Origin of the sequence: Arthrobacter wenxiniae (assembly GCF_013376105.1) — a bacterium.
GTDB lineage: Bacteria > Actinomycetota > Actinomycetes > Actinomycetales > Micrococcaceae > Specibacter > Specibacter wenxiniae.
In genome coordinates, this window is sequence record NZ_JAAMFM010000006.1 from 86808 (window position 1) to 113724 (window position 26917).

The window sequence follows — 26917 nt, forward strand, 5'->3', positions numbered from 1 at the left end:
ATGGGGCTGTGCGGAACCGATACGATCAAGATGGCTCACAGCAACCCCCGTATGTTGCTGGGACTTGGGGCCACACATGACGAAACAAGGAGTCACCCATGCCAGTGGATACGCAGATCACCATTAAAGTCGACGGCGAAACGACGACGGTGGCCACCGGCACCACCGGCGCGGAGCTGTTCCTTGACCGACGCGACGTCGTTGTGGCCCGCGTGGACGGCGTCCTGACGGACCTGGACGCGCAGCTGGGCGACGGCGCCGACGTCGAGCCAGTCACGATCGACTCCCCGGACGGGCTCAACGTCCTGCGCCACTCCACGGCCCACGTCATGGCCCAGGCCGTGCAGCAGCTGCGCCCCGACGCCAAGCTGGGGATCGGCCCGTACATCACCGACGGCTTCTACTTTGACTTTGACGTCGCCGAGCCCTTCACCCCCGATGACCTGAAGACGCTCGAGAAGATGATGCAGAAGATCATCAACCAGAACCAAAGGTTCGCCCGCCGCGTGGTTTCCGAGGACGAGGCCCGCGAAGCCATGGCCAACGAGCCCTACAAGCTGGAGCTGCTGGGCAAGAAGTCCGACGCCGACACGGCCGGGGAGGGCGTCAACGTCGAGGTGGGGGCCGGGGACATCACCATCTACGGCAACATTGACCGCAAGAGCGGCGACGAGGTCTGGTGCGATTTGTGCCGCGGCCCGCACCTGCCCAACACCAAGCTGATTTCCAACGCCTTCGCGCTGACCCGCACCGCCGCGGCCTACTGGCTGGGCAACCAGGAGAACCAGCAGCTGCAGCGCATCTACGGCACGGCCTGGCCCACCAAGGAGGCCCTGAAGGCCTACCAGGAGCGCATCGCCGAGGCCGAACGCCGCGACCACCGCAAGCTGGGCGTCGAGCTGGACCTGTTCTCCTTCCCGGACGAGCTGGGCTCGGGCCTGCCCGTGTTCCATCCCAAGGGCGGGATCATCCGCAAGGAGATGGAGGACTACTCGCGCAAGCGCCACGTGGAGGCCGGCTACGACTTCGTCTACACCCCGCACATCACCAAGGGCAACCTGTACGAAGTTTCCGGCCACCTGGACTGGTACAAGGACACCATGTTCCCGCCCATGCACGTGGACGCCGAACTGAATAAGGACGGCACGGTGCGCAAGCCCGGCCAGGACTACTACCTGAAGCCCATGAACTGCCCCATGCACAACCTGATCTTCCGCTCCCGCGGGCGGTCCTACCGCGAACTGCCGCTGCGCCTGTTCGAATTCGGTTCGGTGTACCGCTACGAAAAATCCGGCGTGGTGCACGGGCTGACCCGCGTGCGCGGCATGACACAGGACGACGCCCACATCTACTGCACCAAGGAGCAGATGAAGGACGAGCTGACCACCACGCTCAACTTCGTGCTGTCCCTCCTCAAGGACTACGGCCTGGAGGACTTCTACCTGGAACTTTCCACGAAGGACCCGGAAAAGTTTGTCGGCTCCGACGACGTATGGGAAGAAGCCACCCAGACGCTGGCCGAGGTCGCCACGGCGTCGGGACTGGAACTGGTGGCCGATCCCGGCGGCGCCGCGTTCTACGGCCCGAAGATCTCCGTGCAGGCCAAGGACGCGCTCGGCCGCACCTGGCAGATGTCCACCATCCAGCTGGACTTCAACCTGCCCGAGCGCTTCGAGCTGGAATACCAGGCGGCCGACGGCACCCGCCAGCGCCCCGTCATGATCCACCGCGCCCTCTTCGGCTCCGTGGAACGCTTCATCGGCGTGCTGACCGAGCACTACGCCGGGGCCTTCCCCGCCTGGCTCTCCCCCGTCCAGGTGGTGGCCATCCCCGTCGCCGAGGCCTTCAACGACTACATGTTCGACGTCGTTGCCAGGCTCAAGGAGCAGGGCATCCGCGCCGAAGTGGACATCTCCAGCGACCGCTTCCCCAAGAAGATCCGCACGGCGAGCAAGGACAAGGTCCCGTTTGTGCTCATCGCCGGCGGGGACGACGCCGACGCCAACGCCGTATCCTTCCGCTTCCGCGACGGCAGCCAGGACAACGGCGTGCCGCTGGATGAGGCCGTGGCGCGGATCGTGGAAGCCGTCAGGAACCGCACGGCGTGAACGAACAGGGTGTGGCGTCCAGGCAGGACGACTTTGAGCTTCCGGGCGTTCCGGATGCCTTTCAGCGGCTCTGGACGCCGCACCGCCTGGCCTACGTCAAGGGCGGGCAGCAGCAGGTCACGGGGGAGCACAACTGCCCGTTCTGCGAGGCGCCCGGCCGCGGCGACGCCGAGTCGCTCATTGTTTACCGCGGCGCCCTGGTCTACGCGGTGCTGAACTTGTTCCCGTACAACCCGGGGCACCTGCTGGTGTGTCCCTACCGCCACGTGCCCGACTACACCGACCTGACCGTGGCCGAAACGGCCGAGTTTGCCGCTGTCTCCCAGCAGGCCATGCGCGTGCTGCGGGCGGTGTCCAACCCGTCCGGCTTCAACCTGGGCATGAACCAGGGCGAAACGGGAGGGGCCGGCATTGCCTCGCACCTGCACCAGCACATTGTGCCGCGCTGGGGCGGGGACGGAAATTTCCTGCCCATCATCGCCGGCACCAAGGCCATCACCCAGACGCTCGGCGACGTCCGCGAACAGCTTGCCGGCGCCTGGGGGAGCCACGGCTGACTGGCACCCACCATGACGAGGACCCCTCAATGCTGAACAAGTACGCCCGTGCGCTCTTCGCAGCCATCTTCACGCCGGTTGCGGCGCTGCTGGTGCGCCTGAAGGTGTCCCCGGACGCCGTCACCATCATCGGCACGCTGGGAGTGGCCGGCGGGGCGTTGATCGGCTACCCCATGGGCCAGCTGTTCTGGGGCACCGTTGTCATCACTGTCTTTGTCTTCTCCGACATCGTTGATGGCCTCATGGCGCGCATGCTGGACCGCTCGGGGAAGTGGGGCGCCTTCCTGGACTCCACCCTTGACCGCGTGGGCGACGGCGCCGTCTTCGCCGGCATCGTCATTTGGTTTTATACCGGCGGGCACAACACCTTCATTGCCGCCATGGCCCTGGCCTGCCTGGTCCTGGGTTCCATCGTCTCCTACGCGAAGGCCCGCGCCGAGGGCCTGGGCATGACCGCCAACGTCGGCATCGCGGAGCGCTCCGACCGGCTGGTGGTGGTGCTCGTGGCGACCGGGCTGGTGGGCCTGGGCATCCCGCAAGCCGTGCTCGCCGTCGTCCTGGTCCTGCTGGCCATCGCCAGCCTCGTGACGATTGTGCAGCGGGTGGCCACTGTACGCCGCCAGGCGCTGAACGGCAACCTGCCCGCGGGGCGGTGAGGCCGGTTTCAACGCCGGCACCCTGCGGGAATAGAATGAACGTACGCGTGTGGCGTGCCACGTGCGGTGCCAAGCAAATTTTTCGTACCTTCCCAGAGGGGTTTTTGTGTCTACTAGCGATGTATCAGCGGTGACCGGCAGCAGCCGGGTTAAGCGCGGGATGGCCGAGATGCTCAAGGGCGGCGTCATCATGGACGTGGTCAACGTCGAGCAAGCCAGGATTGCCGAGGATGCCGGCGCCGTGGCCGTCATGGCCCTGGAGCGCGTGCCCGCGGACATCCGTGCGCAGGGCGGCGTGTCCCGTGCCAGCGACCCGGACATGATCGACGCCATCATTGCCGCCGTCTCCATCCCGGTCATGGCAAAGGCCCGCATCGGCCACTTTGTCGAGGCCCAGGTCCTGGAATCCCTGGGCGTGGACTACGTGGACGAGTCCGAAGTCCTCACCCCGGCCGACTACGAGCACCACATCGACAAGTGGAACTTCAAGGTTCCCTTTGTCTGCGGCGCCACGAACCTCGGCGAGGCACTGCGCCGCATCAACGAGGGCGCGGCCATGATCCGCTCCAAGGGCGAGGCCGGCACCGGCGACGTCTCCAACGCCACCGGCCACATGCGCAAGATCCGCGCCCAGATCGCCAAGCTGGCCGCCCTGCCCGAGGACGAGCTGTACGTCGCCGCCAAGGAACTGGCCGCCCCGTACGAGCTGGTGAAGGAAATTGCCGCGACCGGCAAGCTCCCCGTGGTGCTGTTCACCGCCGGCGGCATCGCCACCCCGGCCGACGCCGCCATGATGATGCAGCTGGGCGCCGACGGCGTGTTCGTCGGCTCCGGCATCTTCAAGTCCGGCAACCCGGCGCAACGCGCCGCAGCCGTCGTGAAGGCCACCACCTTCTATGACGACCCCAAGGTCATCGCGGAGGTTTCCCGCGGCCTGGGCGAGGCCATGGTGGGCATCAACGTCGCCGACATCCCCGAGCCGCACCGCCTCGCCGAGCGCGGCTGGTAACACTCGCAGGGCACCGGCTGGGCCGGGTTTGTCGGAAAGCAAGTCTCGACAGGTCCGGCCCGGGCACGGCCTCCGGTTGCCGGACCAGGGAACCCATGGCGCATTTGCGCAGGCAGCGACCGCGGCGTTGAAGGAAGCTACTGCGGCAGGTGGTGCCACCAGGTGCGGCCCTTGCCGATGAGCGCGAAGCCGCGGTTCCGGTAGAGCTGGAGCCCCTCGGGAGTGGCGTTGAGCAGCAGGTGCTCCGCCCCGGCGTCGGCGGCGGTCCGCGCAAGGCAGCCCAGCAGGGCCGTGCCCAGTCCGGTGCGGCGGTGCTCCGGGGCCACGAACATGTCAAAGATGCCGGCCAGGTGCCTGGTGCCCTGGTTAGGCGGCACAAACGCATACGACTGCCCCGCCCGTTCCCCACCCACCCGGGCAGCTGCCAGCCAGGCCTGCGGGGGCTCGAGGGCGCAGACGCCGCCGGAGGGCACGTCGAGGCCCACCCGCGGGTCCGGGCCGGCATCCCCGGCATCCCGCAACAAGGCGTCCACGGGCGCCGTCATCCACCACGGCTGCCAGCCGCGCTCAAAGCGGCGGCGTTCCAGCTCCGTGGGCTTGACGGCCGCATTCAGCCAGACTCCCACGGCTGCGGCGCCGCGGCGCTCCGCCTCGGCCAGGGCGGGCAGGAGCCCTGCCTCGGTGATCTCGGTGGGGAACAGGCACAGCATTTCGCGGGTTTCCGGCAGCCACACCCAGTCCATGCGGTGCGTGCCGAAGGCGCGCCCGCCCGTCGCGGCGGCCTGGGCCCTGAACCAGGCGTGCTGCGTGCGTTCGCAGTCTGCGAGGGTCACCACGGGCTAGGCCAGCCCCCTGCGGGCCAGCAGCGGCGCCGTGTCCGCGTCCCTGCCGGCAAAGTCGCGGAAAGCCTGCAGCGGGTCGACGGAGAAGCCGCGGGACAGCAGCGTTGACCGGAAGCGGTCGCCGTTGGCGCGGGACAGCCCGCCGTTGGCCTTGAACCAGGCGACAGTGTCGGCGTCGAGGACCTCGCTCCACATGTATGAGTAGTAGCCGGCCGCGTAACCGCCGGCAAAAATGTGGTTGAAGTAGCCGGTGCGGTAGCGCGGCGGCACGGCGGGCAGGTCCACGCCGGCCGCGGCCAGCGCCGCGGCCTCGAATGCCAGCGGATCCTCCACCGTGGTCCCGGCGGGCAGCTCGTGCCAGGCCAGGTCCAGCAAGGCGGCGGCCAGGTATTCGGTGGTGGCGAAGCCCTGCCCCCACAGTGATGCGGCGCGCAGCCGCTCCGCCGTGCCGTCCGGCAGCGGCTCCCCGGTCTTGTGGTGCCGGGCGTAGTTGGCCAGCACCTCCGGCCACAGGATCCACATCTCGTTGACCTGGGAGGGATACTCGACAAAGTCGCGCGGCACGTTGGTGCCCGAGAACTTCGGGTAGCCGACGTCGGAAAACAGCCCGTGCAGGGCGTGGCCGAACTCGTGGAAGCAGGTCACCACCTCGTCATACGTCAACAGCGTGGGCTCCCCGGCCGGCGGCTTGGGGATGTTGAGGTTGTTGACGGCGACGGCAGAGGTCCCCTCAAGTGCAGACTGCTCCACGAACGAGTTCATCCAGGCCCCGCCGCGCTTGGTCCCGCGCGTGTAGTAGTCGCCCAGGAACAGTCCCAGGGCGGAACCATCCTCGTTGAACACCTCCCAGACGCGTACATCGGGGTGGTAGGCGGCCAGGTCGGTGCGCTCCGTGAAGCCCAGCCCGTACAGCCTGGACGCGGCGTAAAACACGCCGTTTTCCAGCACGGAATCCAGCTCGAACCAGGGCCGCAGGGCGGCCAGGTCCACGCCGAATTCGTCGCGCCGGACCTGCTCCGAGTAAAAGGCCCAGTCCCACGCCTCAATGGCGTGTCCGGCCACCGCGCCCAGTTTTTCGGCCTCGACGCGTGCATTCCGTGCCGCCGCGCCGGCAAGGGGGGTGAGCATGGCGTGCACGGCTTCCAGCGACGGCGCCGTCTGCGGCTCGATCGCGCGCTCCGCCTCGCAGCCGTGGCCCAGCAGGGCGGCCCGTTCGGCACGCAGCGTGGCCATCGTGGCGGCCAGCCCCAGCACGTTGGAGCTGTCGGTGCCGCTGCCGCGTCCCACGGAGGCCAGGTGCAGCCGTCGCCGCATGTCCCTATTGACGAGTACCTCAAGCGCCGGCTGCGCCGTCGGCAGGATCAGCGTCAGCAGGTACCCCGAGGCGTGCCCGGCAGCCCGCGCCGCGGCGGCCGCCGTGGCCAGGTCGTCGCGGCTGAGCCCGTCGAGTTCGGAGACGTCCTCCACGTGCACGGCTGCGTCGTTGCCGCCCTGCAGGACCCGCTGGGAATATTGGGTGCCGAGCGAGGACAGTTCGCCGTTGAGCTCACGCAGCCGTTCCTGCCCGGCGGCGTCCAGCCCCACCCCGGCCCGGGTGAAGGCCTTGCGGCCTTCGTCCAGCAGCCGCGCCTGCTCCGGGTCCAGGCCGTCCACGGGCACGTTGAGGAAGCGCTGGTGGAGCCCGGCATTGAGCAGCACCGCGTCTGCGTGGGCGGCCAGGCGCGGCGCAATCTGCTGCTCGATCTCCTGGATGGCAGGCGTGCCATGGGCGGCGGCGATGTTGAAGAACACGTTGGCCGCGCGTGTCAGCACGGCGCCGCTGCGTTCCAGGGCGGCCACGGTGTTGCCGAATGTGGCCGGCTTCGGGTTCGCCGTGATCGCCGCGATTTCCGCCAGCTGCGCGGCGAAGCCCGCCTCGAAGGCCGGCAGGTAGTCGGCGTCGCGGATGGCGGCGAAGTCGGGCAGCTGGCACGGGAGCGTGCTCGCGGCCAGGAACGGGTTGCTGGTGGCTTCCTCAGTCATGCTTCGACTCTTTCACGTTTTAAACCCAGGGACGACGGCGAAACGTGCGTTTCGCCGTCGTCCCTGGGTCGCGCGGGGCTTGCGGAGGCTTGGCTACTTCCGAGTAAACACGAGCGACATGGGGGTCGTTTCCGTGGTCTGGCCCTGCGGGTTGTCGCGGAAGATGTCCTGCAGCACCGACTTGGTCAGCGCGGTGTCGTGGCCCAGGGCCACCACACCGAGGTCGTTGGCGTCCATGACGGCCGTGCCGGCAAAGGTCGCGGCGTACTCGGCCGGCACCGTCCTGCGGACCAGGGCGCTCAGGCGGGCCGCCACGCCGTCGGGGTCCAGGGGCGCGTACTTCACCGAGTGGGTCGAGGTGCCCACCTGGTAGCCGGCGGCGCCGTCAATGGCGTTGATGTTGTGGCCCACCACCTCGTAGAACACGCCGGACTTGCCCTGCAGCTTGCCCAGCACGGAGCGGGCGGAGGCGTACATGATGCGGGGCAGGCCCACCTCGTCGATGGCCAGCTGCATGGACCACGGGCTGGCCAGGCCGATCCCGCCGGGGTTGCGGGTGACGAACCTGCTGAAGAACCGTGCGGCGCCGGAGACCTTGATGTCCCACACCGGGATGGAACGGCCCTGGGTCATGGCCACGATCTTTTCCGAGACAAACAGGTACCAGGGCGTGTCCGCCGTCGCGGTGCCGTGGTCGCCGCCTGCGGCGGGCAGGCCGTCAAAGAAGCGCCTGACGTACTGCACGACGGTGGGGTCGAAGTCGGTTTCCTTGTAGAACACCTCGGTGCGCAGCGGGTAGCGGCGGAAGGTGCCGGCGCCGCTGGGCACGGTGATGTCCAGCTGCTTGTCGGCGTTGGGAATGTAGTCGCTCTTGCCCTCGATGCCGGCCTTCACCTCCGGGACGTCGAAGAACTCGCGCAGCCACAATTCGGTGTTGATCAGGCGCCAGAACACCATGGTGGAGCCGGCACTCTTGCCGCTGAGGTATTCCTCGAAGGCGTAGATGACGGCGTCCTGGTTCCAGTACGGGCGGGCGCCGAAGGAGGAGGAGAGGAAGATCTCGTAGATCTTTTCCTTCATGAGCGAGAACCATTCGGCCTCGGGCGTGGTGAAGCCGATCTTGTTCCGGCGGTTGCTGATCATCTCCGGCAGCAGTTCGCGGGTGGCGTCGCGCAGGATGCGCTTGTTCCAGCCGCCCTTGATGATGGATTCGTCGTCGAGGCTGAAGAGGAACTTCACCACTTCCTTGTCCAGGAACGGCACGCGTCCCTCCAGGGAGAAGCGCATGGTGTTCTTGTCCTCGTAGCGCAGCACTGCCGGCAGCGACTTGTGGAAGAGGTCGTCGATGAGGCGCAGTTTCAAGTTGTCCGGGATGTTGGAGAAAGTCTCCGACTTGTACCTGGCGGTGAACTTCTTGTTCAACAGGGGCGTGATGCCGCTTGCCTTCTTGAACGTCAGGGCGCCCTGGATGCGGAAGCGGGCCAGGCGGAACAGGATGTCCGAGCTGGAGGCCAGCTCCTTCGCGAGCTTGGCGTTCTGCCCGTTCTTCTTCAGCTGGCGCAGGTACGCAAAGTAATAGGGGATGTAGCCGGCCATCATCTCGTCGGCGCCCTGGCCGTCGAGCAGCACGGTCACGTGCTTGGAGGCCTCGCGCATCACCTGGTACTGGGCGTAGGGGCCGGAGGAGATGATCGGCTCCTCCATGGTGCGCACGAAGTCCTCCAGGTCCTCCACGAATTCCGAAGCCTGCGGGCGGATCTTGTGGCTGGTGACGTTGCCCTCGCAGCGGGCCAGCACGGCGTCGGCGTATTTTTCCTCGTCGTTGAGGGAGTTCGGGAACACGGCGGAGAACGTCTGCTGCGTGGCGCCCAGGGAATCCGTGGCGGCAGCCTTTTCCTGCATCAGCTTGTTGATGGTGGCGACGACGGCGGAGGAGTCGAGGCCGCCGGACAGCGCGGTGCCGACCGGGACCTCGGACTGCAGGCGCAGCCGCACGCCCTCGGTGAACCGGCCGCGGTACTCGTCGATCACGGCCTGCGAGTAGGGGGTCTCGATCTTGGCCAGCTCGGCCAGCTCTTCCTTGAGGCGCGTGTACGGGCTGATGGTGATGGTGCCGGCCGGTCCGGCCTCAGTGGCCGTGGTGGTCAGGACCAGCTTCTCGCCCGGCATCAGCTTGTGGACGCCGGCAAAGAAGGTTTCGGCCTCCTCGTCATGGATGCGGAACTGCAGGTAGCGGAACAGGATCCGCTCGTTGACTTCCTTCCCCAGCTTGCCGGCGGCCAGCAGCGGCTTGATTTCCGAGCCGAACAGCAGGGTGGGTGCCGCGGCGGTGCCGGCGGTGGCGTAGTACAGCGGCTTGATGCCGAAGTGGTCGCGGGCCAGCACCAGGCGGCTGTTCCGGCGGTCGTGGATGGCCAGGCCAAACATGCCGTTGAACTTGTCAAAGGCGCCGTCACCCCACTCCTCGTAGGACTGCAGCACCACCTCGGTGTCCGACTTCGTCGCGAAGGTGCGGCCCAGGGCCTCCAGCTCGTGGCGCAGGTCAAGGTAGTTGTAGACCTCGCCGTTGTAGACCAGGACGGTTTCGCCGTCGGCGCTGTACATGGGCTCCTGGCCGTGCGCCACGTCGATGATGGAGAGCCTGCGGTGGGCCAGTCCTACATTGCCATGCGTGTAGACGCCCTCCCCGTCAGGTCCGCGGTGCACCATGCACGCGTTCATGTCCTGCAGGAGAGATTCGTCGTCCCCATAACCGTAGTAGCCGGCGATTCCGCACATACTGAAGGTTCCTCATCTGTTGTTCGAAAGTCCACGCACAATGCTACTTGCTTGGCGGCGGACAGCCGGCCAGGCCAACCGGTGCGCTGCCGTGCAGCATGTGACATGGCGCCCAACTATGATGGGAAAGTGACTGTCCTCATCCCTGAAAACCTCCCTTCATCCACCGCCGGCGGGCCCCTGGTCGGCATCCTTGCCCTGCAGGGCGACGTGCGGGAACACGCGCAGGCCCTGGAAGCGTGCGGGGCCCGGGTGGTGGCCGTGCGGCGCCCCAGCGAGCTGGCCGCCGTCGAGGGCCTGGTGCTCCCCGGTGGCGAGTCCACCACCATTGACAAGCTGAGCCGCATTTTTGGGCTGCGGGACCCGCTGCGCGAGCGCATCCGGGAAGGGCTGCCCGTGTATGGCAGCTGTGCCGGCATGATCCTGTTGGCCGATGAAATCGCCGATCCCGCCACCGACCTGGGCGGCCATGCCCAGCAGACCCTGGGCGGGCTGGACATCACGGTGCGCCGCAACGCGTTCGGCCGGCAGGTGGATTCCTTTGAAACCGAGCTGCACTTCACGCAGCTGGCCCGCGGCGGCAGGCCGGAAAAGCCCGTGCACGCCGTGTTCATCCGCGCCCCGTGGGTGGAACGCGTGGGCGCCTCCGTGGAGGTCCTTGCCAGCGTGGAAATCCCGGCCGGGGCGCACGCGCAGGCACAAAACGGTAGAATTGAGCCCGAGGTACGTGCGGTTGCCGTGCGTTCGCGGCACCTGCTTGCCACCTCCTTCCACCCGGAAGTGACGGGCGAGCGCCGCATCCACGAACTTTTTATTCGCATGATCAGAGGAGAAGCGTAACCATGTCAGGCCACTCCAAATGGGCGACCACCAAGCACAAAAAAGCCATCATTGACAGCCGCCGCGCCAAGTCGTTCGCGAAGCTGATCAAGAACATCGAAGTAGCGGCGCGTGGCGGCGGACCCGACCTGGCCGGAAACCCGGCGCTCGAGCTGGCCGTCTCCAAGGCCAAGAAGACCTCCGTTCCGGCGGACAACATTGACCGCGCCATCAAGCGCGGCGCGGGCCTCCTCGGCGACGCGGTCGACTACCAGACCATCATGTATGAAGGCTACGGCCCGCAGGGCACCGCGATCCTGATCGAGTGCCTCACCGACAACAAGAACCGCGCCGCCTCCGAGGTCCGCCTCGCCGTGGGCCGCAACGGCGGCAACATGGGCGACCCCGGCTCGGTGGCGTACATGTTCACCCGCAAGGGGATCGTCGGCCTGCCCAAGCACGGCCTCACGGAGGACGACCTCCTCATGGCCGTGCTGGACGCCGGCGCCGAGGAAGTCAAGGACGAGGGCGAGAGCTTTGAGATCATCTCGGACACCGCCGACCTCCCGGCCATCCGCGCGGCCCTGACGGAGGCCGGCATTGAGTACGAATCCGACGAAGCGGGGTTCGTGCCGTCCATGCAGGTGGAGCTGGACGTCGCGAACGCGCGGAAGTTCATGAAGCTCTACGACGCCCTGGAGGACCTGGACGACGTCCAGAACATCTACTCCAACGCCGACATGAGCGAGGAAGTCCTCGCCGCCCTCGGAGAGGACTAGGGCCTGCGCGTCCTGGGCGTTGACCCCGGCCTGACCCGCTGCGGGCTGGGCGTGGTGGACGTTGCCCCAAACCGCGCCGCCACCCTGGTGGGCGTCGGCGTGGTGGGCAGTTCCCACGAACAGTCGCTGGATGCCCGGCTGCTGGTCATCGCCAACGCGATTGACCAGTGGCTGGACGTGTTTAAACCGGACGTCCTGGCCATTGAGCGTGTTTTCGCCCAGACCAACCTCAGCACCGTCATGGGGGTGGCGCAGGTGTCTGGCGTGGTCATGGTGGCCGCCGCCCGCCGGAACATCCCGGTGGCGATGCACACGCCGTCGGAAGTGAAGGCCGCGGTGACGGGCAGCGGGCGTGCCGACAAGGCCTCCGTCACCGCGATGGTCACCCGCATCCTGCGCCTGGACGAGCCCCCTCGGCCCGCGGACGCGGCCGACGCCCTGGCCCTGGCCATCGCCCACGCGTGGCGCAGCGGCAGCGCCGTGGCCACGGGCTCCGCGGGGACGACGGCGGCCCAACAGTTGTGGCGCGACGCCGAGGCCAGGGCGAAACTCACCAAGAACAAGGAAAAGCCCGGCGCGGCCTGGCGCTAGGTGTTCGTAGTTGTGTTCGATAGGCTGTGTGCCAGGATTGTTTTATAAGGAGCAGCGCAATGATCAGTTTTGTCCGCGGTCCGGTGGCCCACCTTTCACTGGCGCAGGCCGTGATCGACGTCAACGGGGTGGGCATGCTGGTGCACGCCACGCCCAAGACGCTCGGCAACCTGAGGGTGGGGGAGGAGGGGACCCTGACCACCTCGCTGATTGTCCGCGAGGACTCCATGACGCTGTACGGCTTTGCCGACGCCGGGGAACGTGAGGTCTTCGACGTCCTCATGGGCGTCAGCGGGATCGGCCCCCGCCTGGCCCTGGCCGTGCTGGCCGTCCTGGAGCCGGAAAGCATCCGCCGGGGCGTGGCCGACGGCGACGGCAAGGTCTTCACGAAGGTCCCCGGGGTGGGACCCAAGGTGGCCGGGCGCATCGTGCTTGAACTCAAGGGCAGGCTCAAGCCCACGGGCCCGGGAGGGACGGCAACCGCGCCGGCTGCCAGCGCGCCGCCGGAGTGGAAGGACCAGGTGGTGGCGGCCATGACCAGCCTGGGCTGGAATGAAAAGGACGCCCTGAAGAGCATCGACTCGGCGCTGGCCGCGGAGCCCGGGCTGGCCGAGGGCGCCAATGTCCCCGCCATCCTGCGGGCCACGCTGCGCTGGCTGGGCCAGGACAGCGCCCGCCAAACAAGCCGGGTGCGCTAGGCCGTGGCCGAGCTGGACGACGCCGGGCTGCTCCCGGGACAAATGCGGATTGGGTTGGCCGGCCCCGCTGCCCCTGCCGGACCCTCCAGCGAACTGGCCCCGGCCGCCGAGCCCGAGGAACGCGAACTTGAGGCGGCGCTGCGTCCCAAGAACCTGGCCGACTTTGTGGGCCAGGAACGGGTGCGCAAGCAGCTGGCCCTGGTGCTGGCCGCCTCCCGGATTCGCGGACGCAGCGCTGACCACGTCCTCATGTCCGGTCCCCCTGGTCTGGGCAAGACCACCCTGGCCATGATCATTGCCGCCGAGATGAACGCGCCCCTGCGCATCAGCTCCGGCCCGGCCATCCAGCACGCCGGCGATCTGGCCGCGATCCTGTCCTCCCTCTCCGACGGCGAGGTGCTGTTCCTCGACGAGATCCACCGCATGTCCCGGCCCGCCGAGGAAATGCTGTACATGGCCATGGAAGACTTCCGTGTGGACATCATTGTGGGCAAGGGAGCCGGTGCCACGGCCATCCCGCTGGAGCTGCCGCCCTTCACCCTGGTGGGGGCCACCACCCGGGCCGGCCTGCTGCCGGGACCGCTGCGGGACCGCTTTGGCTTCACTGGCCACTTGGAGTTTTACTCCGTGGAGGAGCTGGAACTGGTGCTGCGGCGTTCGGCCGGAATGATGGACCTGAAACTCACCAGCGCCGGATTCTCCGAAATTGCCGGGCGCTCGCGCGGCACGCCCCGCATCGCCAACCGCCTGCTGCGCCGCGTGCGCGACTGGGCGCTGGTGCACGGCATCGAAACCATTGACGCCCGCACGGCGTCCGCGGCCCTTGACATGTATGAGGTGGATGTCCGCGGGCTGGACCGGCTGGACCGGTCCGTCCTGGAGGCCCTGGTCAACAAGTTCAACGGCGGCCCCGTGGGCCTCTCCACCCTGGCAATCGCCGTCGGCGAGGAGCCCGAAACCGTGGAAACGGTGGCTGAGCCGTTCCTGGTCCGCGAAGGGCTGCTGGGGCGGACCCCTCGCGGGCGCATTGCCATGCCGGCCGCCTGGGAGCACCTCGGCCTGAAGATGCCCGGCAACGCCGTCGCCGCGGCCATGCTGCCCTTCGACGACGACGCCGACGTCTAGGCAGTGCCGCTGCCCGCACGGGCCCGTCCGGGGGAACTGGCGGCCCCGCTTCACCCCATACCCAGAAATACCCCCTAGACTGGTATGACGTCCGGCACGCCACGCGCGTCCCTGGCACCACCTTGAATTTCTATGAATGGAACCCTTGCAGTGACCCTCAGTAGCATTTTGGCCGCCGACCAGGCCGCTCCCGCCGCCGGATTCAATCCGATGAACCTCGTGCTGTTCGCCCTGTTCGCCCTGCTCATCATCATGATGATCCGCAAGCAGAGGAAGACCAAGGCCGCGGCCCAGGAAAAGCAGTCCAAGCTTGCCCCCGGCGTCGACATCATGACCAACTTTGGCCTTTTCGGCCACGTCAAGGCCGTCGACACGGAAAACAACAAGATCCAGCTTGAGATCTCACCGGGCGTCGTGGTGGAGGTCCACAGCCAAACTGTTTCCAAGATCATCGAGCCGGAGGGCGCTGCCCTGGCCGACGACTCCGTTCCCGATGATGTCTCATCCCTGACCCGGGATTTGGACGCGCCTGATGTCTCGCACGAAACCGTTGAGGAAACCGTGGCCCGCTTGAACCAAGAAAACAAAAAAGACAACTAGGCATTTCGGGGTTGGCGCTGCTGCGGCGGGAGTTCCGTTGCGGCAGTTTTGCCATGTTCATTCACCCGTGACCAATAGAAGGATCCCTTGATGGCACGAACCGGCCCGACGTCCATGGCGCGCAGAACACTTCTGTGGCTTGGGGCGATCATCATCGTTTGCATTTTGGCCGTGGGGGGCGGGGTGCTCTCCGGAGCCGCCTCCTGGGCCCCCAAGCTCGGATTGGACCTTGAAGGCGGAACCCAGATGATCCTGGCGCCCAAGGTTGAAGGTGCCGGTTCCATTTCGGCGGAGCAGTTGAACCAGGCCGTGGCCATCATCCGCCAGCGCGTTGACGGCTCGGGCGTGTCCGAGTCCCAGATTTCCACCGAGGGCGGGCGCAACGTTGTTGTCCAGATGCCCGGCACGCCCACCAACGAGCAGCGGAACCTGATCAAGGCCTCGGCCAACATGAACTTCCGCCCGGTGATCGTCTCCAGCGAGGCCCCGGCCGGTGCCGTGCCGGTGGCGCAGCGCACCCCGGCCGACAAGCTGCCCAAACCCACTGCCAAGCCCACGAACGCCAGTGATCCCAACTGGGTGGACGCCGCCATCATGAAGCAGTACGAGGCCACCAGCTGCGTGGCACCCATGACGGAACCAGACACCAACGCGGACCCCGCCAAGCCCATGGTGGCGTGCGAGGCCGACAATGGCTTCAAGTACATCCTGGGGCCGGTGGAAATTCCCGGGAAGTGGATCCAGACGGCCTCGTACGGGCTGCAGACCGGCGCCCAGGGCGCCACCACCAACCAGTGGCAGGTGGCCCTGACGCTGGTCAAGCCCCAGGGCGCCGATGCGTTCAAGGCCGTGACCCAGCGCCTGTATTCGAAGTACCTCGCCAACCCGAACGACCCCCAGGCCCGCTTTGCAATCGTCCTTGACGGCAATGTGGTCTCCGCGCCCGCGTCGCAGGCGGTCATCACGGACGGGCAGTCCTCGATCACCGGCAACTTCACCGAGGCCAGCGCCAAGACCCTCGCCGACCAGCTGAAGTTCGGCGCACTTCCCATCAGCTTCGACATCCAATCTGATGAACAAATCTCCGCCACGCTGGGCCTGCAGCAGCTGGAGATGGGCCTGCTGGCCGGCCTGATCGGCCTGGGCCTTGTGGTGGTCTACTCGCTGTTCCAGTACCGGGCCCTGGGCTTCGTCACGATCACCTCCCTCATCATCGCAGGAGGCCTTACCTACCTGGCCATCATCCTGCTCGGCTGGGGTGAAAACTACCGGCTGTCCCTGGCCGGTGTCGCGGGCATCATCGTTTCCATCGGCCAGACCGCGGACTCCTTCATCGTGTACTTTGAACGCGTCAGGGACGAGCTCCGTGACGGGCGGGGGCTGGTGGCAGCCGTGGACAACGGGTGGATGCGCGCCAAGCGCACCATCCTGGCGTCCAAGGCCGTGAACATCCTCGCCTCGATCGTCCTGTACTTTGTCTCGGTCGGCAACGTCAAGGGCTTCGCTTTCACGCTCGGTCTGACGGCCGTGGCGGACCTCATCGTCGTATTCATGTTCACCCACCCCACGCTGCTGCTGCTGGCCCGCACCAGGTTCTTCGGCGAGGGGCACCACTTCTCCGGCCTGGATCCCGTCCAGCTCGGCGCCGTGCCCCTCTACCGCGGGGCGGGCCGCTTCCGCTCCCCTGAGGACACGCTCGCCGTGGCCAGGGGGAAGAACGCCCGGGCCGCCGGGGAGGCCGAACGCCGCCAGACGATCGCCGAGCGGCGGCTGGCCGCCAAGGAAGCGCAAATGGTGGGCAGTCGGGGTGCGGGCGCCAAGAAGCCCGAGCCCCGTGACGACTCCAAGGAGGGCAAGTAATGAAGAGTTTCGCCACTTTCGGCAACGAGCTGTACACCGGCGAGCGGACCTACCAGTTTGTCGGCAGGCGCAAGCTCTGGTTCGGGATCACGGCCGTCGCCGTCCTCCTGTCCATCCTGGTCCCCCTGCTCGGAGGCGGCTTCAACTTCGGCATCGAGTTCCGCGGCGGGTCCCAGTTCACCATCTCGAACGTGTCCAACACGAGCCCGTCCATCGGCGAAAAGGCCGTCTCGGAAGGCGCCCCCGGCACCGTGGCCGTGGTGACCAACATTGCCGGCAAGACCATGCAGGTGCAGACCGACCGCCTCTCCGACGACCAGACCATCAAGGTCAAGGACGCGCTGAAGACGGCGTACGGGGTTGCCGACAGCCAAATTGCCTCGACGTTCGTCGGTCCGTCGTGGGGCCAGGACGTTTCGCGCCAGGCCATCATCGGCTTCATCGTCTTCGTGCTGCTGGCAACCATCATGATGGCGCTGTACTTCCGCACCTGGCGAATGTCGATAGCGGCGATCGTCGGGCTCCTGGTGGTCATGGTTGTCACGGCCGGCGTGTACGCGGCGTCCAACTTTGAAGTGACGCCGTCGGCCATCATCGGCTTCCTGACCATCCTCAGCTATTCGCTGTATGACACGGTGGTGGTGTTCGACAAGATCCGGGAGAACACGGCGGACATCAAGTCCTCCACGCGCCGCACCTTCGGCGAGGAGGTGAACCTGGCCGTGAACCAGACACTGGTCCGGTCCATCAACACCATGATGGTGGCGGTGCTCCCCGTGGGGTCCATCCTGTTCATCGGCGCCATGCTGCTGGGCGCCGGAACGCTCCGGGACCTGTCCCTCGCCCTGTTCATCGGCATCATCGTCAGCACTTTCTCCACTGTCTTCGTGGCCGCTCCCATGTACGCGTGGCTGCGCGAGCACGAGCCGGAGCTGGTCAAGCAGGCCAAGAAGGTCCAGGCCAGGCGCGCGGCGGAGGCCGTGGACGCATAGCGCTGCGGGCCCAGGTCCGGGCAACGGGCCGGGGGGGCGGCGGGCGCCCGTCCCGGCCCGTCCCCACGTGGCCGGCACATGGCTGTGCCGGGATTACACTAGGTAAATGGCGTGGGTCCCGCGCCCGCCTGCCAAGGGCGGCCCGGGGCGGGATGGACGAGGGAGGTAGTGCGTAGTGAGCGATCCATCACCCTCGCATGGAATTTTGGCCGACAACGCCGGGGAAACCTACGCGGGCGCGGCGGACGCGCCGCACACGCCGGTGGACCTGCGGCCCACGTTTCCGGGACGCCGGGAACGAACACGCTCCCGGCTGGCGCGCCTGGCCGGCTGGTCCACGGAAAGCCATTCCCCCATTCTGGAACCTCTGCTGCGGATTGTCCGGGTCAACAACCCGAAGGAAGACTTCGAGCTGATCCAGCGCGCCTTCACCGTCGCGGAGAAATACCATGAGGGGCAAAAGCGGAAGAGCGGGGACCCCTACATCACCCACCCCGTGGCCGTTGCGACCATCCTGGCCGAACTGGGGATGAGCGGCCCCACGCTGGCCGCCGCCCTCCTCCACGACACGGTTGAAGACACGCCGTACAGGCTCGATGAGCTGCGGCACGACTTCGGCGACGAGATCGCCAAGCTCGTGGACGGGGTGACCAAGCTGGACAAGGTGGAGTTTGGCGACTCCGCCCAGGCCGAGACCGTCCGGAAGATGGTCATCGCGATGGCCCAGGACATCCGCGTGCTGGTCATCAAGCTGGCCGACAGGCTGCACAACGCACGCACCTGGCGCTTCGTCTCCGCAGAGTCCTCGGGCCGCAAGGCACGGGAGACCTTGGACATTTTTGCTCCCCTGGCGCACCGCCTGGGCATGAACACCATCAAGTGGGAACTTGAGGACCTCTCCTTCGCCGCCCTGTACCCCAAGGTTTATGAGGAACTGGTCCGCATGGTCCAGGACCGGACGCCGGAACGGGAAAAGCAGCTGACGGTCATCCGCCGCCAGATCAGCGACGACCTGCGGGGCGCCAAGATCAAGGCCGAGATCACCGGCAGGCCCAAGCACTATTACTCCGTGTACCAAAAGATGGTGGTGCGGGCCAAGGACTTTGACGACATCAATGACTTGATGGGCGTGCGCGTGCTGGTTGACACGGTGCGGGACTGCTATGCAGCCCTGGGCACCATCCACGCCCGCTGGAACCCGCTTCCGGGCAGGTTCAAGGACTACATTGCGATGCCGAAGTTCAACATGTACCAGTCGCTGCACACCACGGTGATCGGTCCGGACGGCAAACCGGTGGAGATTCAGATCCGCACCCACGAGATGCACCAGCGCGCCGAGTACGGCGTCGCCGCGCACTGGAAGTACAAGACCGGGAGCAAGAATCCCGTCTCCGGGCAGGAGGAGATGAGCTGGCTCCGGACGCTGGTTGACTGGCAGCAGGAGACGTCGGACCCCGGGGAGTTCCTGGATTCCCTGCGCTATGAAATGAACGCCCGCGAGGTGTTCGTCTACACGCCCAAGGGCCAGGTCATTGCGTTGCCCGCAGGCTCCACGCCCGTCGACTTTGCCTATGCCGTCCACACCGAGGTGGGCCACCGCACCATCGGTGCCCGCGTCAACGGCAAGCTGGTCCCGCTCAACAGCGAGCTGGAGCACGGGGACACCGTTGAAATCTTTACGTCCAAGGCGGAAGGTGCCGGGCCCAGCCAGGACTGGCAAAACTTCGTCAAGAGCGCCCGGGCCAGGAACAAGATCCGCCAGTGGTTCAGCAAGGAACGGCGCGAAGAGTCCATTGAAAAGGGCAAGGACCTGCTGACCCGGCAGATGCGCAAGCAAAACCTGCCGCTGCAAAAAATGATGACGCATGACGCCCTCATGGCCGTCACCCAGCACTTCCGCTACGTTGACATTGCCGGGCTGTACGCAGCCGTCGGTGACGGGCACACCTCGGCCCAGTCCGTCGTCGAACGCCTCATCGACGTGCTCGGCGTCAACGACGACATCGAGGACGCCGCCCCGCCGGTGGCCACCCACGTCTCCAACGCGCGCTCTCGGATATCGGACTCGGGCGTGATCGTGCACGGCGTGGGGGACGTGCTGGTTAAGCTGGCGCGCTGCTGCACGCCCGTGCCCCCGGACCCGATCGCCGGCTACGTGACCAAGGGCTCGGGCGTCTCGGTGCACCGCGAGAACTGCCCCAACCTGCTGCACCTGAAGAACACCGACCCCGGAAAGCTCGTGGATGTTGACTGGGCGCCCACCCAGTCCGGGGTGTTCCTCGTGGAGATCCAGGTGGAGGCACTGGACCGCAAGAGCCTGCTCTCCGACGTCACCCGCGTGCTGGCCGAAAGCCACGTCAACATCCTGGCCGCCAGCGTGAACACCTCGCGCGACCGGGTGGCACTCTCCCGCTTCGCATTTGAGATGGGGGACCCGAAGTACCTCCACCACGTACTGAACGCCGTGCGGCGCATCGACGGGGTGTTTGACGTCTACCGGACCTCCGGCTCGCAGCGCCGCAACTGACGCCCCGCGGCTCCGGGTCGTATCGGGCACCGCTCGCGTGGGTTTGGCATGCGGGCGGTCAACGTTCCAGGAGGCTGCGCAGGAGGTCCTGCGCCCGGCGCTTGCCAGGGACGTGGCGCGCCATGCCGACCGCCATGTTGATGCGTCCCAGCGGACAGTTCAAATCGGCGTTCCGCGACAGCGCCAGCAGCACGGGAACGGCCCTTGCCGCCGGTTCATGCATGGCGATGTCCACCGCGGTGCGCAGCGCGCAGGTGACCTGCGCACCGCCGAGCCGTTCGGCGTCGTAAGGTCCCAGCTGGACCTCGTGGACATTGCATCCGCTGAGCGGTGCCAGCGAGGTGGTGCGGTGTCCGCGGTCCAGGAGCAGGCAAATGGCCGGGGGCGGCGGAGCGCAGCCGTGGACCCACGCCGCGGATCCGCGGCCCAGCACTGCCCGCCCCGCGAGGGCCGCAGGCACGTGGTGTGCCAGGGCCGACGCACGGAGGGCAGCGGTTTCGGGCTCGGCCACGGAGCGGAACGCCTGGCCGAACACCCGCGACAGCACGCCGTCGCGTTCCATGGCGCACAGTTCCGCGATGGTGAACTGGCCGCCCGGGGCGAGGACGCCGCCGGGCTCAGTGAAAGTGTGCATGGGCCCAGCGTGCGCCCCCGGGCCGGGAGGTAGAAAGGCCCCCGGCCCGGATTGTGGACAACCCGGCCCGGAGGCCGCATGAAACTGTTCGGATCAGCTAAAGTCCTCGGCGGCCTTGCGGATCTGTTCCAGCCAGAGTTCCCTGGCCGCGAGGGCTTCCCGGGCCTGTGCGGCCTTGCGCGCGTCGCCCGCCTTCTCCGCGGACGCGAGGTCCTCCCTCAGCCCGGCGATGGTGGCCTCGAGCTGCGTCAGCGCGCTGCTGGTGCGGGCCTTGGCTTCCGGGTCGCTGCGGCGCCAGTTGTCGTCGTCGGCGGCCTTGACGGCGTCCTCCACCTTGCGGAGGGCGCCCTCCACGCGCTGCATGTCCGCCCGCGGCACCTTGCCTGCCGCTTCCCAGCGGTCGCGGATGGACTGCAGGGCTTTCTTGGCAGACGCCAGGTCCGTGACGGGCAGCAGGGCCTGCGCCTCGGTGATGAGGGCTTCCTTGACCACCAGGTTGGCTCCGAATTCCTCATCAATGGCCTCATTCGCGCTCTGGCGGGCCTTGAAGAACTTGTCCTGGGCGGCACGGAAACGGTTCCAGAGCGCGTCGTCGTCCTTGCGGCTGGCACGCGGGGACGCCTTCCACTGATCCATCAGGCGGCGGTACTCGCCTGCGGCGTAGCCCCACTCGGTGGAGGAGGAAAGTTCCTCGGCCGCCGCGATCAACGCCTCCTTGGCTGCCTTGGCCGTGGCATTGTTGTTGTCCAACTGGGAGAAGTACGCGCGGCGGTGCCGGTCAAAAACGGTGCGGGCGCTGCGGAACCGCTTCCACAGGGCTTCCTCCGTTGCCCGGCCCAGGCGCAAGCCCGTCTTCTGCGCCTGCTTCCAGGATTCAAAGAGCTCGTTCATGCGGGCGCTGCTGACCTTCCACATGACCGTGGACGGGTCCTCGGCCGCAATCGACTCGGCCTCGGCCACAATGGCTTCGCGGGCGGCAAGCTCCACGCCACGGGCGGCATCGTGGATCGCCCGTTCCGCCACCTGGAGCCCCTTGATGGCTTCCTCGAGGGCGGCGAGGCGCGAGAGTGCACCGTTGATGTCGCCAACACTGGTGCGTTCACCTAGCTGGGCCCGCAGGTGGTTCACCGTCTTGTTCATGTCGGTTGTGGCGGCCCTGGCCTCGACGCGCTGTTCAAGCAACGCGATCTGCGCGGCGATGTCCTCAAACTTGCGGGCAAAGTAGGCCAGCGCTTCATCCTTGCTGGCACCGGGGTATTGGCCCACCGGGAACTCTTCGCCATCCAGCTTCAGGAAAACGTGTCCGTCATCCTCGGCCCGGCCGAACTTCGCCGCTTCCTCAAGGTTCACGGCGGCAGCGGCGGGCGCCGGAGCCGTCAACGGGGCCGCGGCAGCGGCCTTCGGCCGGGCGGCAAAGGCAGCCGGGGACGGCGCCGCGGGGGACGGGACAGCCGGCGACGCGGGCGCGGGGGCCTCCACGGCGGCGGGAGCTTCCGCATCATCCACGGGGGTTTCAGCTTCAACGGCGCGGGCCCCGGCGTCAGCGGCCGCAACCTCCTCTTCAACGGCGGGGGCCTCGGCGGGCACCGCTGCGTCGGCCCCAACGGAAGCGGCCTCGACCGCAACCTCCGCTTCAGCCGGGTTCCCGTTTGCCTCGTTAACGGCCGCTTGCGGCGCGGCCTCGGGCGCAGCGCCGTTCCTGGCAGCAGGTGCCTCGGCAGCAGGTGCCGCGGATTCAGGGGCCGTCCCGTTGGCGGGTGCCGGGGCGTCCGCAGCCTCAGTGTTCAGGGCCGTTGTTTCGTCGGATTGTTGACTGTGTGTCACCGCTAAAAGTCTTTCGCGTCGAGGGAAATCTGGCAGGTCAAATACGCAAATCGATGTGGCCGGGATCGAATGTGCTGCGGTCCAGGGGGCGTTCCTGCACCCGGGACGGGGTGGCCTGTTGAAATTACTTCAGCGTAAGCGAGTCTATCGTCACCTTGGACTTGGGCGCACCGTCCGTGGCGCCCGAGGCTCCCGGGGTGATGCCCGCGGCGGCGATCCTGGCCACGACGTCAAGCCCGCTGGTGACCTTGCCCATGAGGGTGTAGCCGCCGGTGGTCTGGGGGAGGGTGGTGTCCTTGTAGGTGATGAAGAACTGCGTGCCGTTGCTGTAGGTGCTGGAACCGCGGGCCACGGCAATGCTGCCGGCCCGGTAGACGCCGTTGGCGGGGGAGTTCTCCACCGGACCCCACTGGTAGTTGGGGTCGCCGGCGCCGTCGCCCTTGAGGGAGCCGCACTGCAACAGCGCAAAGTTGGCGGCATCCGTCAGGCGGTGGCAGGTTTTGCCCTTGAAGAAGTTGCTGTCCGCCAGCGACTTGAACACGGCGGCGGCCTGTGGTGCCTTCGTGCCGTCAATCAGCACACCCAGTGGCTGGCCGTTGAGTGTGAGCGTTCCCGTGAACGTCCTGCCCGCCGCTGTGGCCGCCTTGGGGACGGTGGGGCTGTTGGTTTCCACGGGCGCACTGGCGGTGGGGGACGCGCCGGTGGTGGCGGTCGGGGTGTCCGTGGCCACGGCGTCGTTCCTGGGGCCGGAAAACACCGTCAGGGCAAGGACCACGGCGACGGCGATGGCGACGGCCATGGCGGCGGCGGCCACGATGTTGTCCCGCTTGCGCCGGGTAACCTGCTCCCGGTGCAGCTGCTGGTTGGCCGCCATGCGGGCCACCCGTGCCTTTGCCTCCCGGCCGTCCTTCTTGTTGTTAGCCAACGGTGGTTCTCCATGGTTTCGTCGCGTGGCCCGCGCCCGCACAGACTGCAGGCGGCGGGGACTGGTTGGGGCGGCCCGCCAAACCTTATAAAATGGCAGCCGGATGTCAGTTTACCCATGGATCTGCCTTGCGGAGGCCGGACACGGTGGCTGGATCCGGAACACGATCACTTTGCTCGGCGGACCGCGCCTGCCCTGGATTGCCCGGGGTTGTGCCACCCCGCCCCCCTCGTTAGGAGAGTTCCACCCATGGCACGCAACGCCTCCCTGTCAGGTTTCCCCGAGTGGCTGCCACAGGAGCGGCTGGTGGAGCAGCATGTGCTGGACACGCTCCGGCGCATCTTTGAACTGCACGGCTTCAGCTCCGTGGAGACCCGCGCCGTGGAGACCGTGGGCCAGCTCCTGCGCAAGGGCGAGATCGACAAGGAGGTCTACGCCCTCTCCCGCCTGCAGGACGACGACGGCGCCGCCGCGTCCGGTGCCAGGGAGGACCCCCACCAGCTGGCGCTGCACTTTGACCTCACGGTGCCGTTTGCCCGGTACGTGGTGGAAAACGCCGGCTACCTTTCCTTCCCGTTCCGCCGCTACCAGATCCAGAAGGTGTGGCGCGGCGAGCGCCCCCAGGAGGGCCGCGCGCGCGAGTTCACCCAGGCGGACATCGATGTGGTGGCCGACGGCGACCTTCCCTTCCGCTACGACGTGGAACTTGCGCTGGTGATTGCGGAGGCCCTGTCCGCCCTGCCGATCCCCGCGTTCAAGCTGCGCATCAACAACCGCAAGCTGGCCGAGGGCTTCTACCGGGGGATCGGCCTGACCGATACGGCTGGCGTGCTGCGCAGCATCGACAAGCTGGAAAAGATCGGCGCGGAGAAGGTCGCGGAACTGCTCAAGTCCGAGCTCGGCGCCACGGCCGAACAAGCCGCCCAGGCCCTCGCCCTGGCCTCAATCCGCACCGAGGACACCTCCTTTGTGGCCAGGGTGCGCGAGCTGGGTGTCACCGATGAACTGATGGAGGAGGGCCTGAACGAACTCGAGCAGGTCATCGCCGCCGCGGTGAAGAGCGCGCCGGGCTCGGTCGTGGCGGACCTCTCGATCGCCCGAGGCCTGGACTACTACACGGGCACCGTGTACGAGACGGTCCTGGTGGGCCACGAGGCGCTCGGATCCATCTGTTCCGGCGGCCGCTACGACGCCCTGGCGTCCAAGGGCAGCCGCAAGTTCCCCGGCGTCGGGCTGTCCATCGGCGTGACGCGCCTGGTCTCGCGCATCCTCAGCCAGGAGTTCGCCACGGCCTCCCGCAGCGTCCCGACGGCGGTGCTCATCACGCTGGCGGACGACGACAGCTGGACCGGCGCGCAGGAAGTCGCCGCGGCGCTGCGGGCCCGCGGCATCTCCACGGAGGTGGCGGCCAGGGCCGACAAGTTCGGCAAGCAGATCAAGTACGCGGACAAGCGCGGCATCCCCTTCGTGTGGTTCACCGACAACGAGGGCGTGCACCAGGTCAAGGACATCCGCTCCGGCGAGCAGCTCCCCGCCGACCCCGCAGCCTGGATGCCCCCCGCCGAGGACCTCAAGCCGCGCATCGTCGTAGCCGGTTAATCCAGGGCCGCCCAGGCCGGCGGGCGACAGCGCGCGCACGACGGGCCCGACCACCGGGCATCGGATTCACCGGTAAACTCGAGCGGAGACAAACTCATGGCCCGTCAGGCACGGGCCGGTCACCACGATTGGAAGGAATGTTGTGCTGCGCACACATGACCTGGGCTCCCTGCGGGCTGAGCACATTGGACAGACTGTAACCCTTGCGGGGTGGGTGGCCCGCCGCCGCGACCATGGTGGCGTTGCGTTCCTTGATTTGCGTGACGAGTCGGGCGTGTCGCAGATCGTCGTCCGCGAGGAGGACGTGTTCCACGCGCTGCGCAACGAATACGTCCTGCAGGTCACGGGCACCGTCTCACGCCGCCCGGGGGGCAACGAAAACCCGGCCCTGGCCACGGGCGGGATCGAAGTGGTGGCCGACGACGTCGTCGTGCTTAACGAGGCGGCCCCGCTGCCGTTCCAGCTCGACGAGCACGTGGAGGTCGGGGAGGAGGCGCGCCTGAAGCACCGCTACCTGGACCTGCGCCGCCCATCCATGCAGCACAACCTGCGCCTGCGCTCGGAGGCCAACCGCGTGGCCCGCGAGCTGCTGCACCGGGAGGGTTTCGTGGAGATTGAGACCCCCACCCTGACACGTTCGACGCCGGAAGGTGCCCGGGACTTCCTGGTCCCCGCCCGCCTGGCACCGGGCTCCTGGTACGCACTGCCGCAGTCCCCCCAGCTGTTCAAGCAGCTGCTGCAGGTGGGCGGCTTTGAAAAGTACTACCAGATCGCCCGCTGCTACCGTGACGAGGACTTCCGCGCGGACCGCCAGCCCGAGTTCACCCAGCTCGACATCGAGGCCAGCTTCGTCGACCAGGACGACATCATCGCCCTGGGCGAGAAGATCGTCTCGGCCCTGTGGAAGCTGATCGACGTCGAGATTCCGCTGCCTATCCAGCGCATGACCTACCGCGATGCCATGGCCCGCTTCGGCTCGGACAAGCCCGATCTTCGCTTCGGCCTGGAATTGACCGAGATGACGGAGTTCTTCAAGGACACCGAATTCGGCGTCTTCAAGGCTCCCTACGTGGGCGCCGTCGTCATGCCCGGCGGAGCCGCACAGCCCCGCCGCCAGCTCGACGCCTGGCAGGAATGGGCCAAGCAGCGCGGCGCCAAGGGCCTGGCCTACGTGCTGGTCAAGGATGAGGGCGAGCTGACCGGCCCGGTGGCCAAGAACCTGACGGACACCGAGCGCGCCGGCCTGGCCGGCGCCGTGGGCGCCAAGCCCGGCGACTGCATCTTCTTCGCCGCCGGCGAAGTCAACCCCTCGCGCGCCCTGCTGGGTGCCGCCCGTGTCGAGATCGGCCACCGGACCGGCCTGATCAACCCGGCCGACTGGGCCTTTGTGTGGATCGTGGACGCCCCCATGTTCGAGCGCGCGGCGGACGCCGTGGCCTCCGGGGACATTGCGGTGGGCAGCGGCCAGTGGACAGCCGTCCACCACGCTTTCACCTCGCCCAAGCCCGAATTCCTGGACACCTTCGACAAGGACCCGGAAAGCGCCCTGTCCTACGCCTACGACATTGTCTGCAACGGCAACGAAATTGGCGGCGGCTCCATCCGCATCCACCAGCGCGAGGTGCAGGAGCGCGTGTTTGAGCTCATGGGGCTGGACAAGGAGGCCGCGCAGACCAAGTTCGGCTTCCTGTTGGAAGGCTTCAAATTCGGCGCCCCGCCACACGGCGGCATCGCCATCGGCTGGGACCGCGCGGTATCCCTGCTGGCGGGCGTCGACTCGATCCGCGACGTCATCGCCTTCCCGAAGTCCGGCGGCGGCTACGACCCCCTGACCGCGGCACCGGCACCGATCACGGCGCAGCAGCGCAAGGAAGCCGGCGTGGATTTCAGGCCCGAAGCCAAGGCGGAACCCCAGGTTGTCGCACCGGCGCCGGCCAAGTAGCAGCGATAGGCCCCGCCCCGATGGTGCCGG

At 67.4% G+C, this 26917-nt stretch carries 21 protein-coding genes; 15 read left to right on the top strand and 6 right to left on the bottom strand.

Annotated features, from left to right (window positions below; all coding sequences use genetic code 11):
* Nucleotides 1-98: 98 nt before the first annotated feature.
* From thrS to pdxS, 4 genes are all read left to right on the top strand, one after another.
* Nucleotides 99-2108 carry a threonine--tRNA ligase gene (gene thrS / locus G6034_RS06470; RefSeq protein ID WP_176634281.1) on the top strand — a complete coding sequence of 670 codons (2010 nt, stop codon included), beginning with the start codon at nt 99-101 and terminating at the stop codon, nt 2106-2108.
* Nucleotides 2105-2665 (top strand): HIT domain-containing protein, encoded by a 561-nt coding sequence (locus tag G6034_RS06475; RefSeq protein ID WP_176634282.1) that lies wholly within the window; start codon nt 2105-2107, stop codon nt 2663-2665. The genes thrS and G6034_RS06475 overlap by 4 nt, the downstream gene beginning before the upstream one ends.
* A 29-nt stretch (nt 2666-2694) precedes the next feature.
* Nucleotides 2695-3321 (top strand): phosphatidylinositol phosphate synthase, encoded by a 627-nt coding sequence (gene pgsA, locus G6034_RS06480; RefSeq protein WP_176634283.1) that lies wholly within the window; start codon nt 2695-2697, stop codon nt 3319-3321.
* Between the two features lie 106 nt (nt 3322-3427).
* Complete coding sequence (gene pdxS / locus G6034_RS06485) at nt 3428-4330, top strand: pyridoxal 5'-phosphate synthase lyase subunit PdxS (protein WP_176634284.1); 903 nt, start codon at nt 3428-3430, stop codon at nt 4328-4330.
* 137 nt (nt 4331-4467) lie between these two features.
* Here the strand turns inward: pdxS and G6034_RS20275 are convergent, their stop codons facing one another.
* From G6034_RS20275 to asnB, 3 genes are all read right to left on the bottom strand, one after another.
* Nucleotides 4468-5166 (bottom strand): GNAT family N-acetyltransferase, encoded by a 699-nt coding sequence (locus tag G6034_RS20275; protein ID WP_176634285.1) that lies wholly within the window; start codon nt 5164-5166, stop codon nt 4468-4470.
* Between the two features lie 3 nt (nt 5167-5169).
* A complete protein-coding gene (locus G6034_RS06495) occupies nt 5170-7194 on the bottom strand; it encodes a M3 family metallopeptidase (RefSeq protein WP_176634286.1) in 2025 nt (674 codons plus the stop codon).
* Between the two features lie 93 nt (nt 7195-7287).
* Nucleotides 7288-9972 carry an asparagine synthase (glutamine-hydrolyzing) gene (asnB, locus tag G6034_RS06500; RefSeq protein ID WP_176634287.1) on the bottom strand — a complete coding sequence of 895 codons (2685 nt, stop codon included), beginning with the start codon at nt 9970-9972 and terminating at the stop codon, nt 7288-7290.
* Between the two features lie 141 nt (nt 9973-10113).
* Between asnB and pdxT the strand changes: the two genes are divergently transcribed.
* The 9 genes from pdxT (at nt 10114) to G6034_RS06545 (ending at nt 19963) form a co-directional block, all read left to right on the top strand.
* On the top strand, nt 10114-10812 hold the full coding sequence (pdxT, locus tag G6034_RS06505) for a pyridoxal 5'-phosphate synthase glutaminase subunit PdxT (RefSeq protein WP_425485469.1): 699 nt from the start codon (nt 10114-10116) through the stop codon (nt 10810-10812).
* 2 nt (nt 10813-10814) lie between these two features.
* On the top strand, nt 10815-11570 hold the full coding sequence (locus G6034_RS06510; protein ID WP_176634289.1) for a YebC/PmpR family DNA-binding transcriptional regulator: 756 nt from the start codon (nt 10815-10817) through the stop codon (nt 11568-11570).
* Nucleotides 11571-11573: 3 nt separating this feature from the next.
* Nucleotides 11574-12161, top strand: a complete 588-nt coding sequence (gene ruvC / locus G6034_RS06515; protein ID WP_176634349.1) for a crossover junction endodeoxyribonuclease RuvC — start codon at nt 11574-11576, stop codon at nt 12159-12161.
* A 59-nt stretch (nt 12162-12220) separates the two neighbouring features.
* Nucleotides 12221-12859 (top strand): Holliday junction branch migration protein RuvA, encoded by a 639-nt coding sequence (gene ruvA, locus G6034_RS06520; RefSeq protein ID WP_176634290.1) that lies wholly within the window; start codon nt 12221-12223, stop codon nt 12857-12859.
* A gap of 42 nt (nt 12860-12901) precedes the next feature.
* Nucleotides 12902-13984: a Holliday junction branch migration DNA helicase RuvB gene (ruvB, locus tag G6034_RS06525; RefSeq protein WP_425485470.1), complete on the top strand. Its 1083-nt coding sequence runs from the start codon at nt 12902-12904 to the stop codon at nt 13982-13984.
* A gap of 150 nt (nt 13985-14134) precedes the next feature.
* Nucleotides 14135-14584: a preprotein translocase subunit YajC gene (locus G6034_RS06530; protein ID WP_343037960.1), complete on the top strand. Its 450-nt coding sequence runs from the start codon at nt 14135-14137 to the stop codon at nt 14582-14584.
* A 90-nt stretch (nt 14585-14674) separates the two neighbouring features.
* On the top strand, nt 14675-16444 hold the full coding sequence (secD, locus tag G6034_RS06535; protein ID WP_176634292.1) for a protein translocase subunit SecD: 1770 nt from the start codon (nt 14675-14677) through the stop codon (nt 16442-16444).
* Entirely contained in the window at nt 16444-17436 is a 993-nt protein-coding gene (secF, locus tag G6034_RS06540; protein WP_176634293.1) for a protein translocase subunit SecF, read from the top strand. Before secD ends, secF begins: the two co-directional genes overlap by 1 nt.
* 262 nt (nt 17437-17698) lie before the next feature.
* Entirely contained in the window at nt 17699-19963 is a 2265-nt protein-coding gene (locus G6034_RS06545; protein WP_343037967.1) for a RelA/SpoT family protein, read from the top strand.
* Nucleotides 19964-20021: 58 nt separating this feature from the next.
* On the opposite strand, the gene G6034_RS06550 is transcribed toward G6034_RS06545, so the two are convergent.
* The 3 genes from G6034_RS06550 to G6034_RS06560 all read right to left on the bottom strand — a co-directional run bounded on the left by G6034_RS06550 (nt 20022) and on the right by G6034_RS06560 (nt 23346).
* Nucleotides 20022-20597, bottom strand: a complete 576-nt coding sequence (locus tag G6034_RS06550) for a hypothetical protein (RefSeq protein ID WP_176634295.1) — start codon at nt 20595-20597, stop codon at nt 20022-20024.
* A gap of 93 nt (nt 20598-20690) precedes the next feature.
* Nucleotides 20691-22421, bottom strand: coding sequence for a DUF349 domain-containing protein (locus G6034_RS06555; protein ID WP_176634296.1), 1731 nt, complete (start codon nt 22419-22421; stop codon nt 20691-20693).
* Nucleotides 22422-22545: 124 nt separating this feature from the next.
* The gene (locus tag G6034_RS06560; RefSeq protein ID WP_176634297.1) at nt 22546-23346 is read right to left on the bottom strand and encodes a peptidylprolyl isomerase; all 801 of its coding nucleotides are present in this window, start codon (nt 23344-23346) and stop codon (nt 22546-22548) included.
* A 249-nt stretch (nt 23347-23595) separates the two neighbouring features.
* Between G6034_RS06560 and hisS the strand changes: the two genes are divergently transcribed.
* Together hisS and aspS are read left to right on the top strand one after the other, a co-directional pair.
* Nucleotides 23596-24945, top strand: coding sequence for a histidine--tRNA ligase (hisS, locus tag G6034_RS06565; protein ID WP_176634298.1), 1350 nt, complete (start codon nt 23596-23598; stop codon nt 24943-24945).
* 142 nt (nt 24946-25087) lie between these two features.
* Entirely contained in the window at nt 25088-26887 is a 1800-nt protein-coding gene (gene aspS / locus G6034_RS06570) for an aspartate--tRNA ligase (RefSeq protein WP_176634299.1), read from the top strand.
* Nucleotides 26888-26917 lie beyond the last annotated feature (30 nt).

Coding starts and splice junctions, on each gene's coding strand:
- thrS (WP_176634281.1), top strand. CDS start 99: ATGCCAGTGGATACGCAGATCACCATTAAAGTCGACGGCGAAACGACG.
- pgsA (WP_176634283.1), top strand. CDS start 2,695: ATGCTGAACAAGTACGCCCGTGCGCTCTTCGCAGCCATCTTCACGCCG.
- G6034_RS06495 (WP_176634286.1), bottom strand. CDS start 7,194: ATGACTGAGGAAGCCACCAGCAACCCGTTCCTGGCCGCGAGCACGCTC.
- asnB (WP_176634287.1), bottom strand. CDS start 9,972: ATGTGCGGAATCGCCGGCTACTACGGTTATGGGGACGACGAATCTCTC.
- G6034_RS06510 (WP_176634289.1), top strand. CDS start 10,815: ATGTCAGGCCACTCCAAATGGGCGACCACCAAGCACAAAAAAGCCATC.
- ruvA (WP_176634290.1), top strand. CDS start 12,221: ATGATCAGTTTTGTCCGCGGTCCGGTGGCCCACCTTTCACTGGCGCAG.
- ruvB (WP_425485470.1), top strand. CDS start 12,902: ATGCGGATTGGGTTGGCCGGCCCCGCTGCCCCTGCCGGACCCTCCAGC.
- secD (WP_176634292.1), top strand. CDS start 14,675: ATGGCACGAACCGGCCCGACGTCCATGGCGCGCAGAACACTTCTGTGG.
- secF (WP_176634293.1), top strand. CDS start 16,444: ATGAAGAGTTTCGCCACTTTCGGCAACGAGCTGTACACCGGCGAGCGG.
- G6034_RS06550 (WP_176634295.1), bottom strand. CDS start 20,597: ATGCACACTTTCACTGAGCCCGGCGGCGTCCTCGCCCCGGGCGGCCAG.
- hisS (WP_176634298.1), top strand. CDS start 23,596: ATGGCACGCAACGCCTCCCTGTCAGGTTTCCCCGAGTGGCTGCCACAG.